We start from the raw sequence: 17,677 nt of genomic DNA on the forward strand, positions 1-17,677 counted from the left end.
CGCCGTCAGCTGTCGGGCCGGCCGTATCCGGCGGCGACGAGCGCGCGGCCGATGGAGGTCGCCGTCAGGCGCACGAGGTGGATCATGTTCTTGCCGTCCACGTCCTGTTCGGTCAGGGCCAGCGAGACGGCGGCCACGACCGATCCGTCCACGCCGTGGATGGGCGCTGCGACGCCGATGTGGACGTCGTCGATCTGCCGGTCGCTGACGGCGTAGCCGCTCCGCCGGATGTCGCCGAGGAGCCGATCCAGCAGCACCGGATCGGTGTACGTGCGAGGCGTGAAGGCCGGCAGCGGGCCGGCCAGGACCTGCGCGCGCACGTCGTCGGGCGCGTGCGAGAGCAGGACGAGGCCGATCGCGGTGGCATGCAGCGGGTAGCGGGCTCCGGCCAGCGGCCGACGCACCTGCCTGCGCGGGCTCTGCACCCGTTCGATCGAGACGAGCTCCAGGCCCTCCCGGATCGCGAGGTGGGATGCGTACCCCGTCGTCTCGTACAGGTCCAGGAGGTAGGGGCGGGCCAGGCGCAGCAGCCCCACCGAGCGGGGTGCCAGCGACGCGACCTCCCACAGCCGCAGCCCGATGTTGTACCGCCCGTCGCCGTCCCGCTCCAGCGCCCCCCATTCGGTGAGCCGGCCCACGATGCGGTGGCACGTGGCGATGGGCAGCCCCGTGCGCCGCGAGATGTCGGAGAGCGACTGCCGCACGCGTCCGCCCTGGAACGTGCCGAGGATGGCGAACGCCCGGTCGATGAGCGAACGCGCCCCGTCCGCTGTCGTACTCTCGCGCGCCGTCGTCACCCTGTCATTATCGACCGGATGCGCCCGCGCCCGTTGCCCGGATCAGGCGAATCGCCGGAATCAGGACGGATTGGGCCCGGAGCATCCTGAATCGGGCGATTCTCCTGATCTCGGGCGGGGGTGGGCTACGCGTCGAGGACGTACTTGAGCTGCTCGACGGCCCAGTCCAGCTCCGTCGCGCGGATGACCAGCGGCGGGGCGATGCGGATCGTCTGCCCGTGCGTGTCCTTGACCAGGACGCCGCGGGCCAGCAGCCGCTCGGCGACCTCCCGCCCGGTGCCGACGGCCGGATCGATGTCGATGCCGGCCCACAGCCCGGCCGCCCGGACGGCGGTGACGCCCGAGCCGACGAGTTCGGCCAGCCGCCCCTGGAGGTGGTCGCCGAGCGCTGTCGCGCGGGTCTGGAACTCCCCCGACGCGAGCATCTCGACCACGCGGAGCCCGACGGCCGCCGCCAGCGGGTTGCCGCCGAAGGTGGAGCCGTGCTCCCCGGGGCGGATGACCCCGAGCACGTCACGGTCGGCGACGACGGCCGACAGCGGCAGGATGCCGCCCCCCAGCGCCTTGCCCAGCAGGTAGACGTCGGGCACGACGCCCTCACGGTCGCACGCGAAGGTCGTGCCGACGCGGCCGAGGCCGGACTGGATCTCGTCGGCGATGAACAGGACATTCTTCGCGGTGCAGATCTCGCGGACGGCGCGGAGGTAGCCCTCCGGCGGCACGATGATGCCCGCTTCGCCTTGGATGGGCTCGATCAGCACCGCGGCGGTGTTCTCGTCGATGGCCGCCTCGATCGCGGCGGCATCGCCGAACGGCACGCGGACGAACCCGGCGGCGAAGGGTCCGAAGTCGTCGCGGGCGGCCGCGTCGTCGCTGAACCCCACGATCGTGGTGGTGCGGCCGTGGAAGTTGCCGTCGGCCACGACGACGGTGGCCGCATCCGCCGGGATCCCCTTGACCCGATACCCCCACGCGCGGGCCACCTTGATGCCGGTCTCGACGGCCTCGGCGCCGGTGTTCATGGGCAGCACGAGCTCTTTGCCGCACAGCTCGGCCAGCGCCGCGGCGAAGGGCCCCAGCCGGTCGTTGTGGTACGCGCGGCTGGTCAGGGTGAGCCGCTCGAGCTGCTCGCGGGCGGCGGCGAGGATCGCCGGATGCCCGTGACCGAAGTTCAGCGCGGAGTAGGCCGACAGCAGGTCGAGGTACCGCTTGCCCTCGACGTCGGTCACCCACGATCCCTCGCCGCGGGAGATGACCACCGGCAGGGGCGCGTAGTTGGATGCGACGTGCTCGCGCTCGTCGTCGATGATGTGCACCGTCCCGGTGTCCAGCCGCAGGGTCATCGGACCGCTCCCCGCAGTTCGAGCGTGCAGCACTTGATGCCGCCGCCGCCCAGCAGCAGCTCCGAGAGGTCGAGCATGACGGGGGTGTAGCCGCGCTCGCGCAGCTGTGCCTCGAAGCCGGCCGCGCGCGGGGAGATGATGACGTTCCGGCCGTCGCTGGCGGAGTTCAGGCCGAACACCGCGCCGTCGGCATCCGACACCTGGATCGCGTCGGGGTAGCGCTCGCGCAGGATCGCCTGGCTGCGCCCGTCGAACGCGTTGGGCAGGTAGGCGATGTTGGCCCGCTCGGCTCCCCCGGGCCCCTCGACCGGGTCGAGGACGGCGATCGCGGTGTCGAGGTGGTAGAACCGGGGGTCGGTCAGGGTCAGGGAGACGACCTCGCGGCCGAACACCTCGCCGACCTCGCGGTGGCTGTCTCCGGTGGAGCGGAACCCGGTGCCGGCGAGGATCGTCTGGCCGACGAGGAGGAAGTCCCCCTCGCCCTCGTTCACTTCGGCCGGCTCGACGACGTCGAAGCCGTTCGCCGCGAACCACTCCATGAACGCCGGACCTTCGGGCACCCGCTCGGCGAAGCGGAACTTCGCGCCGTACGCGACTCCGTCGATGAGGAACCCGCCGTTGGCGGTGTAGACCATGTCGGGCAGGCCGTCGATGGGGTCGATGAGGTCGACGTCGTGACCCAGCGCGAGGTAGGTGTCGTACAGCGTCTGCCACTGCTGCAGAGCGCGGGCCGTGTCGGTGGGGCGGGAGGGTTCCATCCACGGGTTGATGCTGTAGCTGACCGTGAAGTGCTCGGGACGGCACATGAGGTAGCGGCGGTGCTGCTGGATGCGCTCGGTGCCGGTAGCGGGGGCGACGGATTCGTGCGTGGACATACAGCTCCTCGGATGAGTGCGGCGGACGCTGTCCCCGGGCCCGGCGGAGCTCTGTGAAGCCGGCGATCCGGGCACGCCGCGACCATTGTGCCACGCGCCCACGCCCGGGGGCGAGCGGCCCGCGCCACCTTCGAAACACCACATCCCGTCCGAAACACCGCGCGTCGCCGGGTGTTTCGGACGGGATGTGGTGTCTCACCCGGCGGCGGGCGGGGCCGGCGGCGGGCGGGGCGGGTCAGATGACGGCGGCGCTCCAGGGGTCGGGCGTGCCGTAGCGGTGCGCCGTGATCGAGATCGACTGCTCGCGCAGGAACGGCGGCAGCTCGAGACGCCCGGCGGTGGTGACCTCGTCGGCGTAGACGGCGAGGTCCGGATCGCCCTCGACCGCCGTGGCCAGCGCCCGGTGCAGCGCCGTGACGCTCTCGCGCGCGCCCACCAGCCGCGCGCGCGGAGGGCGAGGGGCGGATGCTGCGGCCTCGTCGCCGTCCGGGGTGCTCGGCGCGACCATCCGCTGCATCCACTGCTCGTCGGTCTCGACGGCGACGGGCACGCGGAGGTCGCCCAGCGCGCGCCGCACCTCGGCGGGGAGCCCCACCGGGGTGCTCAGCGTGAAGCCCCCGCCCGCCCGCACGCCCGCGAGCACGACGCGCAGCACCGCCTGCCACGGAGCATCCGCCGTCGCCCGCACCGCCACGCCGTCCACCGGCCGGTAGCGCAGCAGGTTGCGCTCGACGCCGAGACGGGAGACGTCCTTCACGCGGCCGAACTCCCGATCCCACGCGATCGCGTCCGAGAGGGCGCCACGGCGGAGCCACTCGAACGCCTCGTAGTGCAGCGTCGACTGCGCGGCCTCGATGAGGCCCGTGATGCGCGAATCGAGCCCGCGCAGGTGCAGGGTCGAGGATGCGGGCCCGCCGCTGGTGCCCCGCCACGACCCCAGCCCGACGAGGTAGTTCGGGCCGCCGGCCTTGGCGCCGGGGCCCACGGACGAGCGCTTCCACCCGCCGAACGGCTGGCGCTGCACGATCGCGCCGGTGATGCCGCGGTTGACGTAGAGGTTCCCCGCCTGCACGCGGTCCAGCCACAGCGCGAGATCGCCGGGGTTCTGCGTGTACAGCCCCGCGGTGAGGCCGTACTCCACGGCGTTCTGCAGCTCGACGGCCGGCGCGAGGGAGGACGCGTGCATGATGCCGAGGACGGGTCCGAAGAACTCCTCGCGGTGGAAGCGCGACCCGGGCGACACGCCGGTGCGGATGCCGGGGGTCCAGTACCGTCCGGCCTCCTCCGGGCCGAAGTCCAGCTCCCGCGGTTCGACGAGCCACCGCTCCCCCTCGTCCAGCGTCGTCAGCGCCCACGCGAGCTTGCCCTGCGGCGCCTCGATGAGGGGGCCGACCTCGCTCAGCGGATCGGAGGCGGGGCCCACCCGCAGCGACGTCGTGGCGTCGACGAGCTGCTGAGCGAAGCGCCGCGACCGCGCGACGGGGCCGACGAGGATCGCCAGCGACGCGGCGGAGCACTTCTGCCCGGCGTGCCCGAACGCGCTTCGGACCAGATCGGATGCCGCCAGGTCGAGGTCGGCGGAGGGCATCACGACGATCGCGTTCTTGCCGCTCGTCTCGGCCAGCAGCGGCAGGTCGGGGCGCCAGGAGCGGAACAGCTGCGCGGTCTCCCACGACCCGGTGAGGACGACCCGCTCGACGGCGGGATGCTCGATCAGCGATCGACCGAGGGTCTCCTCGTCGAGGTCGACGAGCGCGAGCACCTCACGGGGGATGCCGGCGTCCCACAGGGCCTCGGCGACCACGGCGGCGCAGCGGCGGGCCTGCGGTGCGGGCTTGAAGATCACGCCGCTGCCGGCGGCGAGCGCGGCCAGCACGCCGCCGGCGGGGATGGCGAGGGGGAAGTTCCACGGCGGGGCGACGACGGTCACCCGTGCCGGCGTGAAGACGGCGCCGGGGACGCGGTCGAGCTCGCGCGCCGTCGCGGCGTAGTAGTCGGCGAAGTCGACCGCCTCGCTGACCTCGGTGTCGGCCTCGGCGAACACCTTGCCGGTCTCGGAGGCGGCGACCTCGATGAGCAGCCCTCGCCGTGCGGCCAGGACGCGGGCCGCGCGCGTGAGGATCTCCGCGCGCTCCGCCGCGGGGCGCGCCGCCCAGGCGGCGGATGCGTCCCGCACGCCGCCCACGACGGCATCCAGCATCGCGGCATCCGCCACGCGCGCATCCGCCAGCACGGCGTCGCCGCCGACCGAGGCGGGCACACGGGCGAGGACCGCGGCGGCCCACTCCCGGTTGGCCGGGAGTGCGGGATCCGAGTCGGGGGCGTTGCGGAACCCGGGCGCGCCGACGGCGGCCTCGTCGTCCTCCCGCGGGGAGTACACCGCCGTCTCCACGAACGCCTCCCCGCCGAAGACGACCCGGCCGGGATCGTCGTCGTCCGGCGTGGCCGACCGCGCGATGCCGAGCACCGCCTGGGTGAGCCCCTCCTCCGCGGCCGGGGGGTCGCGGAGGATGCGCGGCGCGTCCGGCGCCGGCTCGCCCTCGCGCTCCTGGCTGCGCCGGGCGCCGACGGGCAGTCGCGGATCGGCGGCGCGCTGGACGGAGGCCAGGTACCGCTCGCGCTCGCGGGCGAAGAGCTCGGGATCATCCGCGAGATCGAACGCCGTGGAGAGGAAGTTCTCCCCCGCCGCGTTCTCCTCCAGGCGGCGCACGAGGTAGCTGATCGCCACGTCGAACTCGTCGGGCCGCACGACCGGCACGTACAGCAGCACGGCCCCGACCTCACGGGCCACGGCAGCGGCCTGCCCCTGGGCCATGCCCAGGAGCATCTCGACCTCGACGTCGGCGGTGACCCCGCGCTCGGTGGCGAGGAGCCACGCGTGGGCGATGTCGAAGAGGTTGTGGCCGGCCACCCCCACCCGCACCGCGGCGGTCGATTCGGGCCGGAGGGCTTCGGAGAGGCACCGCAGGTAGTTCGCGTCGGTGTCGAGCTTGCTGTCATAGGTGGCCGTCGTCCAGCCGTGGAGCACCGCGTCCACGCGTTCCATCGCGAGGTTGGCGCCCTTTACGAGGCGGATCTTGATGCGCGCAGCACCTCCCGCCACCCGCTGACGCGCCCACGCGGTCAGTTCCCGCAGGGCCGGCAGCGCGTCCGGCAGGTACGCCTGCAGCACGATCCCGGCCTCGAGCCCCGCGAGGCGCGGATCCTCCAGGACGCGCGTGAACACCGCGATCGTGAGGTCGAGGTCGCGGTACTCCTCCATGTCGAGGTTGATGAACGTGCCGTCGGCGGCGGCGCTGAGGTACAGCGGCATGAGGCGCTCGGCCACGCGCTCGACCATGTCGTCGAAGGCCCACAGCGACAGGTGCGACGCGATCGCCGACACTTTGACCGAGACGTAGTCGACGTCGGGTCGGCGGATGAGCTCGTGGATGCCGTCGAGCCGACGCTCGGCCTCTGCTTCTCCCAGCACGGCCTCGCCCAGCAGGTTGAGGTTGAGCCGCGCGCCGTTCTCCCGGAGCTTCGCGAGTGCCGGGCCGAGCTTGGCGGGGCGGGCGTCGACCACAAGGTGCCCGACCATCTCGCGCAGTGCGCGGCGCGCGATCGGCACGATGGGGGCGGGGAGCGCGGGCGCCACGGCACCGCCGACGTGGACGGCGCCGCGCAGGTACCACGGCAGGAAATCGGGCACGAGCGGGGCGATGCGGTGCAGCTGGGATGCAGCGGCCGAGAGGCTCTCGGGGCGCATGACCCCGTCGACGAAGCCGATCGTGAACGGCAGCCCCTGCGGATCGCGGAGCACGCCCGCCAGGCGTTGCGCGGACCGATCCGCCGGCTCGGCGGAGGACTCGGACACCCACCGGGCGGCGAGTTCGACGGCACGGTCCGCGAGGTCGGGCGGCAGCGCGGGCGCAGTCGTGCTCATGCTCGACAGCCTAGGCAGGTGCCCCCGGCGCCCGGATGCGCCGTGCCGCGCGCCACGGCAACTCTCCGTGCCGCCTCACGACCGACCGACTTCCGTATCGATCCGCCGGACGTGCCGTCAAGAGTGTCCGTAAAGGTGAACTGCTCGATAACCTGGCACCACGTGCGTCCGGCGGGGGTCCGGAACGGCGCGTTCCGAGGGGGAACACGTGCTCGCTTCCGTGCTCTGGTGGGTGGGTATCGCCGCAGCCGTTCTGCTGCTGGTCGCGGGCGTCCTGCTGGTGGTGTTCGGCGCCCGTCGCCTGCGGCGCCGTCCGGCCCCTGCGCCGACGGAACCGGCGGGGCCGACAGCGGCCGCACCCAGCCCCCACTACGCCCACTACGACCCGGCCAACCCGCACTACCGCGACGGCTGGCAGTTCATCCAGGGCCAGTGGACGCAGGTGCAGGTGTGGGATGCCTCGTCGCAGCAGTGGTACGTCCACGGGGTCGACGCCACCGGCGCCGCCACGGCCACGGCGGTCGGCGTGACCGCCGCCCCCGCCGTATCCGCTCCGAAGAAGCGGGCGGCCGGCATCGCCATGCTCACCGTCGGCGCCCTGCTCGCCGTGGCCGCGATCCCCCTCGGCGTGGCATCCGCCGGTCCGCTTCTGACCAGCACCGCCGCCGCCGGCAGGCTGCCGACGGACATCGTCTCGGAGTCCGACGAGTTCCGTTACACCGCCGCGATCACGATCGCCGACGATGAGGAACTCACCTTCCGGTTCCGTGTCGACCCGGAGCCCTACGACGACGCGGCGTACGAGAACAACGAGCGCAACACCGCGATGGTGGCCGCCTACTACGACTCCGACTTCAGCCAGCTGGCCGATTACTACCTCGGCTCGTCGTCCATCGACCACTCCGTCACGCTCTCACCCTCCCCGCCGAAGTTCCGAAACGCCGACGCCGATCCGCTCTTCGAGGAGGACCAGCGGCGGTCGTGGGCGCCGATGGACACGCTGTACGTCGTGCAGTACCTCGACCCCGACGGCAAGGAGTTCGACAAGCCGATCGTGACGATGGCGCACGTGCGTCCGACCACCGAGGTGCCGGCCACCCCGCAGGTGCAGTACACCGCCGCCGCCGACGGATTCCTCGAACTCACGTGGGCACCGGTCGAGGGCGCCGTGGAGTACGTGCCGCTGCTGGCCACGACGAATCCCGACCTCGGGTACACCGATTACGAGGCGCTGGGCACGGTGGACGGCTCCGCGACGGCCTGGTCGACGCGGGATGTCGAGACCGCGGACTGCTGGTTCAGCGGTATCGGCGACAGCGTGCAGAACTGCGCCCTGAGAGGGGCGTACCTCGCCCTCGAGAACGGCGAAGCCATCGGCTACGGCCTGATGGCGATCGGCGCGGATGGCGCCCGCTCGTTCATCGACCGCTTCGACGGCCGCATGCTCAACGCGATGCTGCCCGGCGAGGTGTCGATCGAACGCCCCGCCGGCACCACGACGGTGTACACCGGCACGCTGGACAGCTTTCCCACGACCGCGCGCACCCTCACTGTGGGAGCCACCCAGGGCGACGTGCCGCTCGTCTTCGACCGCGCCGAACGCGAGGGCGCGATCGGTTACATCCACGCGCGCGTGCCGGGCACCGTCGCGGCGGTCTCGCTCGGCTGGGATCACGTCGACGGCACGTGGGACGCGTTCGTCGAGGGGGTGCGCGCACGACTGGAGGCAGCGCTCCCCCGCCCCACCGGCATCTTCGAATCGTCGTACCAGGAGCTGGCCACGCCGGCGTCCGACGCGCCCGTGTCGCGGGAAGCGCCCGACGTGGACTTCCCGCTGCCCGACGAGTTCGGGGAGATCGGCGAGTACGTCGCGGCGAACCTCATCGCGGGCAACGAGCGCATCGACATGGATGCGGTGGCCAACCCCTTCGCCCCCGGCGAGCTCGTGGAGGCCGTGATCAGTCAGACCCCGTACGCGATGGTGCGCACCTACAGCTTCCGGCAGGTCGACGAGCGCCTCGTGCTCGAGGTGGACTATCCGCTCCCCGTCGAGGAGATGCGCCGCGTGCAGGAGGAGACCCGCGCCAAGGCGCAGGCGGTCGTCGCGGAGGTCGTCCGCGACGGCATGGGCGAGCGCGACATCGCGCTCGCCCTGAACGACTGGATCACCGCCCACGCCGAGTACGACTACGTCGCCTTCGACGCCGTCCAGGCCGACCGCAGCCGCTGGTACGCGCCGGAGTACGCGCCGGCGTGGCGGGCCGACGGGATCCTGCTCGGCGGGTCGGGGGTGTGCGCCGGGTACGCCCTCGCCTACAAGGCCCTCTCCGACGAGGCCGGGATCGACACCGTGTACGTGCTGGGCAACGCCAACGCGACCGGGCACGCCTGGAACAAGACGTTCATGGACGGCAAGTGGCAGGTGGTGGATCCGACCTGGAACGATGCGCCGACACCCAACGAGCTGTTCGGCATCTCCGACGAGGTCGCGCTCACGCAGTGGAGCCACGAGCTCAGTTCGACGCGATGGACGATCCCTTCGATGGTGGGGCAGTACGCGGCCGGCTGATCAGTCCCACACGCTGGGGGCGGGCCGGCGCTGCGAGGGCAGCGCGGATGCCGCTGCCCACTCGTGCACCCACGACTCGACGTCGGGCAGCCCCTCGGGGTAGCCGAGCGCGGTGAACAGCTCGTCGTGGTCGACGGTGCCGCCCGAGCGCTTGAGCATGCGGGCGCGGATGATCGCCCGCGCGTAGATCTCGCCGCGCACGACCGCCCGGTGCTCGAGGTACAGCGCCCGGTCGTCGTGGCCGATGAGGCGGGTCTCCAGCTCGAAGCGCTGCCACAGGTTGAGCGACTTTCGGAACGTGACCGTCTCGCTGGAGACGACGGGGTACCACCCGTGAGTGTTCATCTCCTCCAGCAGGCCCGTCCGCACGAGCAGATCCCACCGCCCCAGGTCGAACACCGACAGGTAGCGGCCGTTGTTCATGTGCTTGAGGATGTCGATGTCGGTGGGGAGCGTGGTCAGCCGGATGCGGCCGACCGCGCTGGGCGGGAGCCGCTTCCCCGAGCGGCGCACCGAGCGCCGAGCACGGGCGATGACCAGGAGGGTGCGCCAGAGGAGATTCACGATCCGCGATCGTAGCTTCCCCGGCCACCCACGCACACTCCGTTGTGGGATGGCGACAGTCCTGCCGCCTCCCGGCCCGGCCCCGTCCCGCCCCAGGCTCAGCCCCACGTTCGCGCCACATCCGTGCATCCGCGCCATTTCTTAACGGCGCGGACGCATCGAACAGGCGCGGACGTGGGATCGGGCCGAGGGACGGGGGTCAGGTGCGGGCGACGTCCAGCTGCACCACGGCCCACGACAGCGGGGGCAGCGTCGCGCGCAGCGTGCCGTCCTCGAGTCCGACGGAGCGCAGCGGCACCAGCCCTACCGTGTCGGGGGCGTCCTGCGTGTTGGCGGCGTGCCGGTCGCCGCCCTCCGGAAGCGTCAGCACCTCCGCGTCCCGCACGCCCGTGACCCCGAGCCCGCGCACCTCCAGGGTCACGGAAGCCTCCTCGTCCAGCGAGCGGTTCGCCAGGAACAGCGCGGCGCGGCCCGACTCCTCGTCCCACGTGGCCGCCGCATCCACCGCATCCACGTCGCCGAACTTCGTCGTCGCCAGCTGCGACGACTCCACCGCCAGGCGCAGGATGCGGCCGCGCGCCAGCTGCGCAATTCGGGCGAAGGGCCAGAAGATCGTCTGCCGCCACGCCGGGCCGTTCTCCTCCGAGCGGATCGGCGCGATGACGTTGACGAGCTGGGCCTGATTGGCGATCCGCACGCGGTCGCCGTGACGCAGCAGGCTGTGCAGGAACGTGCCGACGACGACCGCGTCGGTGACGGAGTACGTGTCTTCGATGAGCCGCGGATGCTCCCGCCACTGCCGCGCGACCAAGTGCGGCTGGTCGTCGGTCTGCAGCCCCTCCTGGTACCAGACGTTCCACTCGTCGAAGGAGATGTCGACCTGCTTGGTGTGCTTGCCGGCGGCCTTGACGGCGTCGATCGTGGCCACCACGCCCTCGATGAAGGCATCCATGTCGACGGCTTCGGCGAGGAAGGACGCGGCATCCTCGTCGCGCTCCTGGTAGTACGCGTGCATGGAGATGTAGTCCACCTCCTCGTACGCGTGGGTCAGGACGGTGTGCTCCCACGAGCCGAAGGTCGGCATCTGCCGGTTCGACGACCCCACCGCGACCAGCTCGAGGTCGGGGTCGACGAAGCGCATCGCCTTCGCCGTCTCCTGCGCCAGCCGGCCGTACTCGTGAGCGGTCTTGTGCCCGATCTGCCACGGACCGTCCAGCTCGTTGCCCAGGCACCACAGCCGGATGTCGAAGGGCTCGGGCGATCCGTTGCGCCGGCGCAGGTCCGACCAGTACGTCCCGCCGGGGTGGTTGGCGTACTCGACGAGCGCGCGGGCCTCGTCGACACCGCGCGTTCCGAGGTTCACCGCCTCCATCACCTCCACGTTCGCCTCGCGGGCCCACTCGACGAATTCGTGCAGGCCGAAGGCGTTCGTCTCGACGGTGTGCCACGCCCCGTCGAGCCGCCGCGGCCGCTCGGCCACCGGCCCGACGCCGTCCTCCCACAGATACCCCGAGACGAAGTTGCCGCCGGGATAGCGCACGACCGTGGGCCCCATCTCCTTCACCAGTGCGAGGACGTCGCGGCGGAACCCGCGCGCGTCGGCCTCGGGGTGCCCCGGCTCGAAGATGCCGGTGTAGACGCAGCGGCCCATGTGCTCGACGAACGAGCCGAAGAGCCGTCGGGGCACCTCGCCCACGGTGAAGTCGCGGTCGATGACGATGCGGGCGCGGGGCATGGTTCTCCTGTTCGACGAGGGGTGGGGATGCTGCGCAGACGGCTCAGGTGCCGCCGAAGCCGGTCGTGGCGACACCGCGCACGATCTGCTTCTGGAAGATCAGGAACAGCACGATCAGCGGCACGGAGGCGAGCACGGCCTGCGCCATGATCTGCGCGTACTGCACGCCGTATGCGCTGATGACGGTCTGCAGGCCCACCGGCAGCGTCATCAGGTTGGTGTCGTTGATGATGAGGAAGGGCCAGAGGAAGTTGTTCCAGGTCGTGATGAAGACGAAGATCGCCACGGCCGCGAGGATGCCGCGCGAGAGCGGCAGCACGACCGACCAGAACACGCGCACGCGCCCCGCCCCGTCCACCCGCGCCGCGTCCTCGAGCTCGATGGGCACCTGATCGAAGAACTTCTTCAGGATGAACACCATCGCCGGCGCGACCACCTGCGGCAGGATCAGCCCGAGGGGGGTGTCGACGAGGTTGAAGGCGAGCATCTCGTAGAACAGCGGAATGATGAGCACCTGCGGCGGCACGACGATCGAGGCGATCACGACGCCGTAGAGGAGGCTCTTGCCCGGGAACTCCAGCCGCGAGAACGCGTAGGCCGCGAGAGCGGAGATGGCGATGGTGATGAGCGTGACCGCGGCGGAGGTCCACAGGCTGTTGAACGCCCAGATGTAGACGTTCCCCTGCGCCAGGATCGTGGAATACGCATCGATGGTCGGACCGGTTGCTCCGATCCAGCTCCCCCCGGACGCGGCATCCGTCTCGGTCATGAACGACGTCGCCACGGCCCACAGGAACGGCAGCAGCCAGCCGATCGCCATGAGGGCGAGGGCGATGAAGGCGAGGACGTTGAGAAGGCTGAACCGACGGGCGCCCGGCTTCCGGACGCGATCGGGGGTGTCCGCCGCGCCCTCGGGGGTGGCGAGAGGGGCGCGGGCCTGCGCGGTGGTGCTCATGACTGCTCCCCCCGGCGACGCAGTGCGAACGCCTGTATGACGCCGATGATGACGATGATCGCGAAGAAGACGTACGAGATGGCGGCGGAGTACCCGAAGCGGTAGCCGACGAAGCCCGCCTCGTAGATGTACTGGACGATCGAGCGGGTCGTGTCGCTCGCGATGCCGCCGAGCATCTGGTACGCCTGGTCGAAGAGCTTCAGCGAGGCCAGGATCTGCAGGATGACGATGAGCACCGTCACCTGACCGAGCTGCGGAAGGGTGATCGACCACAACTGCCGCCACGGCCCTGCGCCGTCGAGGGACGCCGCCTCGTACTGCTGCTCGGGGATGTTCTGCAGCGCTGCGAGGTAGAGCAGGAAGTTGAAGCCCACCGTCCACCACACCGTGGCGATCACGATCGCGTACATGTTGGTGTCGGGACTCTGCAGCCAGGCGAGCGGCTCGAGCCCGAAGGACTCCAGAATCCGGTTGGCGGCGCCGATCTGCGGGTTGAAGATCCACACCCAGATCTGCGAGATCACGGTCGAGGCCAGCAGATACGGCAGGAAGAACGACAGCCGCCACAGCCACTGACCGGGAAGGCCGCGGTGCACGAGGAGCGCCATGACCAGCGCGACCAGCACGAGCGGCACGGTGGAGAGGATCGTGAACCACGCGGTGTTACCCAAAGAGCGCCACATGACCGGATCGGTGAGCGCCTCGGCGTAGTTCGCGAATCCCACGAACGCTCCCCCGGCGCCGGTGAGGGACTGGTTGGTGAAGCTCAGATACAGCCCGTGCAGAAGCGGCCACACCAGGAACAGGAGGAAAGCGAGGAGAAAGGGCGCGAGGAAGCCCCACGCCGCGGCCGCCTTCCGTCGCTCCCCCGCATGGCGCCGGGTGCCGGCGGCGGCGCGCCCGGTCACCACGGTCGTGGTCGTGGGGGCGGATGCGGTGGCGGTCATGCCGTGCCCCCTTCCGGGTTGGCCGGATTGGGCGTTCTCAGCTGCGAGTCCAGCCGGGAGCGGAACCGCGCGATCGCCGCGGAGGGGTCGTCCCCGCCGAGCAGCACGTTCTGCACCGCCGAGCCGAACTCGGCCTGGAAGCGCGACCCCGAACCGGTGAACCACGCCGGCGGGTCGTAGCGCACGTACTCGGCGGCCTCGGCGTAGTGGGCCTGCGGAAGCAGGTCGGCGTAGTCGGGCGCCTCGGTGACGGGCAGGTACGCCGGGATGTGCCCGGCCCCGGCCCAGTCGAACGAGCCTTTGAGGATGTCGGCGACGAACCGGTAGACGAGGTCGCGGGTCTGCGGGTCGGGGGCGTTCTGGTGGGGCAGGGTGAACGCGTGCGAATCGGCATAGACGCTCGGGGTGCCGAAGAGGCTGGGGATGATCGTGGCATCCAGCGGCAGATCCTGCTCCTGCATCGAGCGCAGCTCCCACACGCCGGTGAGGAACAGTCCGCTCCGACCGGTCGCGAATTCGGCGATCGCGGACTGGTAGTCGTTCTCCCGCGCGGCGATCTCGCCGTCCAGGAGCTGCTGCATGAACGTCAGGGACGCGACCGCCACGTCGTCGTCCATGTCGGCGCTGCCCCCTTCGGGCAGCCCGATCTCCATCCCGTGCTGGGTGTAGAAGGTGTAGAAGAGGCGCCACATCTGGGCGCCGTCGCCGAGGTACCCGTACGACAGGCCGTGGCCCTCCGATTCCACCGCCACAGCGCGGGCGAGTTCGAGGAACTCCTCCGGCGATGACACCGGACGCAGGCGCCCGTCGCCGTCCAAGACGCCGGCGCGCTCGCAGATCTCGGTGTTGTACATCAGGATGAACGGGTGCGCGTCCAGCGCCAGGCTGTAGAGGTCGTCGCCGACGAAGCCCTTCTCCCAGATCGCCGCGGGGAACGTGTTCTTCTCGACCCCCAGTTCGGCGAGCCGGCCCACATCCCACGGGTCCAGGAGGCCACCGGGGGCGTACCCCACCACGCGCGACGCGTGCATGACCGACAGGTCCGGCGCCCGCCCGCCGGCGGCCGCCATCGCGAGCTTGGTGTAATACGGCTCACCCCACGACAGCACCGTCGGGCGCACGAGGTAGGAGCTCTGCCCCGCGTTGGCGGTGTCGATCAGCCCCGACATCGTGACGCCGTCGGCACCGCTGAGCAGATGCCAGAACTCCAGTGGGCGCGCGCCGGGCGTGACCGCACCGGGGGTGCATGCCGCCAGCGCTGCCGTTCCCGCCAGCGCCGTCGCCAGTCCGAGGAACTGCCTTCTGCTGAAGGCGGAAGGTGCCGTCATCGCCACTCCTTCGTGACCCGTCCAGGGGAGGATGGACAGCATCCTTACATCGATGTAACGGCGGGGCAAGTGCTTTCGCGGAACACCGGCACTCAGCCGGCCGGCGGGATGCGGGTCGCGGTGCTCTCCCTCTCCACGACGTGGTGCGGGATGGTGACCGCCTGCGGCGCCTGCCCGGGCCGGTCGATCCGCTCGACGAGGAGGCGCAGCGACTCGTGCGCGAAGAGGCGCCGATCGAAGCCCACCGTCGTCAGGGACGGAGTCGTGAACCGCGCGACTTCGATGTCGTCGAAACCGGCCACCAGCACGTCGTCGGGCACCCGCAGCCCGGCTTCGGCGAGTTCGCGGATGGCGCCGACGGCCAGGGAGTCGGTGAACGCGAGGATCGCATCGATCTGCACGCCGCGCGTGCGCAGTTCACGGACCGCCGCGGCACCCGTCGCCATGCTCCACGGCAGAAGGTTCACCTCGCGGGCGGGGTCCGGGTCCAGCCCCGATTCGATCAGCGCGTCGCGGAACCCGGCCAGCCGCAGACGACTGGTCGCCGTGGCGTGCTCGGGCCGGTCGTCGCCACCGATCGCGGCGATGCGCCGGGCACCGCGGGCGATCAGGTGCAGCGCCGCATCCTTCGCCGCCCGGCGGCTGTCGATGAGCACGCGATCCGTCCGGTGCTGCTCCACCTCGCCGATCAGGACGACCGGCGGCAGGTCGTCGGCGCGGTCGATCACACTGTCCTCGAGCCGGATCGGATTCAGGATGAGGCCGTCCACGAGGTGCGCGCGTGCGCGGGTGAGCAGATCGCGCTCGCGCTGCGGACGGTCGGCGGTCTCCTCGATCTGCACCGCGAAGCCGCGCCCGTGCGCCGCCTCGACGAGGAAGTGCAGGAGGTCGGCCGAGTACGCCGTCGCCAGGTCGGGGAGCGCGACCGCGATGACCCCGGAGCGCCCGCTGCGCAGACCTCGCGCGCTCAGGTTGGGCACGAAATCCAGGGCGGTCATGGCCTGCTCGACGCGCGCCCGGGTGTCGGGACGGACGTGGACGGCCCCCGTGAGCACGTTCGACACGGTCTTGGGCGACACGCGGGCAAGTGCCGCGACGTCTTTGACCGTCGCGCGGGCCGTTCGCATGTGCTCAGGATAGGGCGACGGCACGACCGCGCCGGACGGGCCGGCATCCCCCGCGTCCTCTAGGCTGGCGCCGTGAACGCGGGGGCGCCGAACGGTGGGGGCGATCAGCCGTCCGCTCCTGCCCGCGGGCGGGGGCTGCGCTGGATACGCGCAGCGACCGACCGCGTCCCCACCACGTGGTTCGCCGGTCTCGCCACGGCGCTCTTCCTCGCCGGCACCGCGGCTTTCGGCGGCCTGTCGACGGTGGCGGCCGAGCCGGTCCGGGAGCTGTCCGCCGGCCAGGAGCACATCAACGACCAGCTCGCCCTTTCGGTGCAACGCGCGGTGCTCGTCGACGACCTCCCCGAAGTCGGCGTGGAGGCCGGGGCCGGGGAGCGGGTGCTCGCGCTGATCGCCACGGTCGAGAACCGCTGGACGCACCCCCTCCCCACCACCGGGGATACGAGCGTGACCCAGGCCGTGCGCATCTCCGGCGTCGGCGACACCCGCCCCGACGCCGTGGCACGCTACGACGACGCGACGCACTCTCCGTGGCTGCAGCCGCGCGTGCCCGCGGAGGTCGTGATGGCGTGGACCGTGGATGCCGGCGCCTTCGAGGCGGGCGACACCCTCTCCGTCGAGCTGCACGACACCCGGCTGTCCGTCGGACGGCTCGTGACCGCCGGCGAGGCGTGGGTCGATCCGGTCCTGGCCGCGCGTGTCTCGGTGAGCATCACCGACGTCGGCGCAGGCGCGTCCACGGAGGAACCGCGATGAGACGCTGGCTGGCATGGCCGATGGGCGCCGCCTTGCTCTTCGGGGCGTGGCTGGTGACGCTGGCGACACCCACCGCGGACGCCGACGAGGCTCCCTTCGTGGTGCCCGCCGCCCTGGGCGAGGAAGCGCGGGGGCGCTCCATCACGGTCACGGTGACGGATGTGCGCCTGGCAGAACATGTGAGCGCCGGCGCGTGGGCCGGCGAAGGCGTATGGCTCGTGGTCGACCTCGACGCGGCCGCCGCGAGGGAGGAGGACCGCACGGCCCTGGGTGGGGCCAGCCTCGCGATCGGCGAGCGCACCTACCGCGCCAGTGAACGGCCGCCCTCGTTCTTCCAGCAGCCGCTGCTGGTCGGCATCCCCCGCGAAGGGAGCCTCGCGTTCGAACTGCCGCCGGATGCCGTGCACGAGCAGGCGGTCCTCCGCCTGTCCGGGGATTGGGAGACCCGGCTGGACTCGCTCATCGAGCTGCCCCTCGATCTGGCCGACCTCGACCCCGTCGACAGCGTGGAGCTGACGGAGACCGGGTGGGCGCGACCGTGAGCAGCCGATGGTTTCGCCGCAACGCCTTCGCACTCGTGGCGGTCGCCGTGCTCGTCCCCGCCACGGCGGTGGTCATCGGCGGGAACGAGTGGTGGTCGATGTTCGGCCGCGACCGCGTCTTCGCCGTCACCGTCGATCAGGACGCGCCGGTCGACTTCGGCGGCGCGAGCTACGGCCCGGCGACAGCATCCGTCGTTCCTGCCGGTGACACGCG

The 17,677-nt window shown here is 71.6% G+C and carries 13 protein-coding genes; 3 read left to right on the forward strand and 10 right to left on the reverse strand.

The genetic code is table 11. The features are described from left to right. Nucleotides 1–5: 5 nt before the first annotated feature. The 4 genes from E4K62_RS16805 to E4K62_RS16820 all read right to left on the reverse strand — a co-directional run bounded on the left by E4K62_RS16805 (nucleotide 6) and on the right by E4K62_RS16820 (nucleotide 6,940). The gene (locus E4K62_RS16805; RefSeq protein WP_135069670.1) at nucleotides 6–797 is read right to left on the reverse strand and encodes an IclR family transcriptional regulator; all 792 of its coding nucleotides are present in this window, start codon (nucleotides 795–797) and stop codon (nucleotides 6–8) included. 125 nt (nucleotides 798–922) lie between these two features. Further along, complete coding sequence (gene rocD, locus E4K62_RS16810) at nucleotides 923–2,140, reverse strand: ornithine--oxo-acid transaminase (RefSeq protein ID WP_135069673.1); 1,218 nt, start codon at nucleotides 2,138–2,140, stop codon at nucleotides 923–925. Further along, entirely contained in the window at nucleotides 2,137–3,015 is an 879-nt protein-coding gene (gene ddaH, locus E4K62_RS16815; protein WP_135069687.1) for a dimethylargininase, read from the reverse strand. The genes rocD and ddaH overlap by 4 nt, the downstream gene beginning before the upstream one ends. Nucleotides 3,016–3,250: 235 nt before the next feature. After that, nucleotides 3,251–6,940 carry a proline dehydrogenase family protein gene (locus E4K62_RS16820; protein ID WP_135069690.1) on the reverse strand — a complete coding sequence of 1,230 codons (3,690 nt, stop codon included), beginning with the start codon at nucleotides 6,938–6,940 and terminating at the stop codon, nucleotides 3,251–3,253. A gap of 208 nt (nucleotides 6,941–7,148) precedes the next feature. On the opposite strand from E4K62_RS16820, the gene E4K62_RS16825 reads away from it, so the two are divergent. Beyond that, nucleotides 7,149–9,509, forward strand: coding sequence for a transglutaminase domain-containing protein (locus E4K62_RS16825; protein WP_135069693.1), 2,361 nt, complete (start codon nucleotides 7,149–7,151; stop codon nucleotides 9,507–9,509). Here E4K62_RS16825 and E4K62_RS16830 read toward each other — a convergent pair whose 3' ends face one another. The 6 genes from E4K62_RS16830 to E4K62_RS16855 all read right to left on the reverse strand — a co-directional run bounded on the left by E4K62_RS16830 (nucleotide 9,510) and on the right by E4K62_RS16855 (nucleotide 16,165). Continuing rightward, the gene (locus E4K62_RS16830) at nucleotides 9,510–10,073 is read right to left on the reverse strand and encodes a thioesterase family protein (protein ID WP_135069696.1); all 564 of its coding nucleotides are present in this window, start codon (nucleotides 10,071–10,073) and stop codon (nucleotides 9,510–9,512) included. Nucleotides 10,074–10,272: 199 nt separating this feature from the next. Then, complete coding sequence (gene arfA / locus E4K62_RS16835; protein WP_135069699.1) at nucleotides 10,273–11,808, reverse strand: arabinosylfuranosidase ArfA; 1,536 nt, start codon at nucleotides 11,806–11,808, stop codon at nucleotides 10,273–10,275. A gap of 43 nt (nucleotides 11,809–11,851) precedes the next feature. Then, nucleotides 11,852–12,763, reverse strand: coding sequence for a carbohydrate ABC transporter permease (locus tag E4K62_RS16840; protein WP_135069702.1), 912 nt, complete (start codon nucleotides 12,761–12,763; stop codon nucleotides 11,852–11,854). Next, entirely contained in the window at nucleotides 12,760–13,710 is a 951-nt protein-coding gene (locus tag E4K62_RS16845; RefSeq protein WP_135069705.1) for a carbohydrate ABC transporter permease, read from the reverse strand. The genes E4K62_RS16840 and E4K62_RS16845 overlap by 4 nt, the downstream gene beginning before the upstream one ends. Next, on the reverse strand, nucleotides 13,707–15,038 hold the full coding sequence (locus E4K62_RS16850) for an extracellular solute-binding protein (RefSeq protein WP_135069708.1): 1,332 nt from the start codon (nucleotides 15,036–15,038) through the stop codon (nucleotides 13,707–13,709). Before E4K62_RS16850 ends, E4K62_RS16845 begins: the two co-directional genes overlap by 4 nt. A 92-nt stretch (nucleotides 15,039–15,130) precedes the next feature. Beyond that, nucleotides 15,131–16,165 (reverse strand): LacI family DNA-binding transcriptional regulator, encoded by a 1,035-nt coding sequence (locus E4K62_RS16855; protein ID WP_135069711.1) that lies wholly within the window; start codon nucleotides 16,163–16,165, stop codon nucleotides 15,131–15,133. A gap of 72 nt (nucleotides 16,166–16,237) precedes the next feature. On the opposite strand from E4K62_RS16855, the gene E4K62_RS16860 reads away from it, so the two are divergent. Further along, nucleotides 16,238–16,921: a hypothetical protein gene (locus E4K62_RS16860; RefSeq protein ID WP_240742740.1), complete on the forward strand. Its 684-nt coding sequence runs from the start codon at nucleotides 16,238–16,240 to the stop codon at nucleotides 16,919–16,921. Beyond that, the gene (locus E4K62_RS16865; RefSeq protein ID WP_135069714.1) at nucleotides 16,918–17,463 is read left to right on the forward strand and encodes a hypothetical protein; all 546 of its coding nucleotides are present in this window, start codon (nucleotides 16,918–16,920) and stop codon (nucleotides 17,461–17,463) included. Before E4K62_RS16860 ends, E4K62_RS16865 begins: the two co-directional genes overlap by 4 nt. The last annotated feature ends 214 nt before the right edge of the window (nucleotides 17,464–17,677 follow it).

The organism is Microbacterium wangchenii, from assembly GCF_004564355.1.
Classification (GTDB): Bacteria; Actinomycetota; Actinomycetes; order Actinomycetales; family Microbacteriaceae; genus Microbacterium; species Microbacterium wangchenii.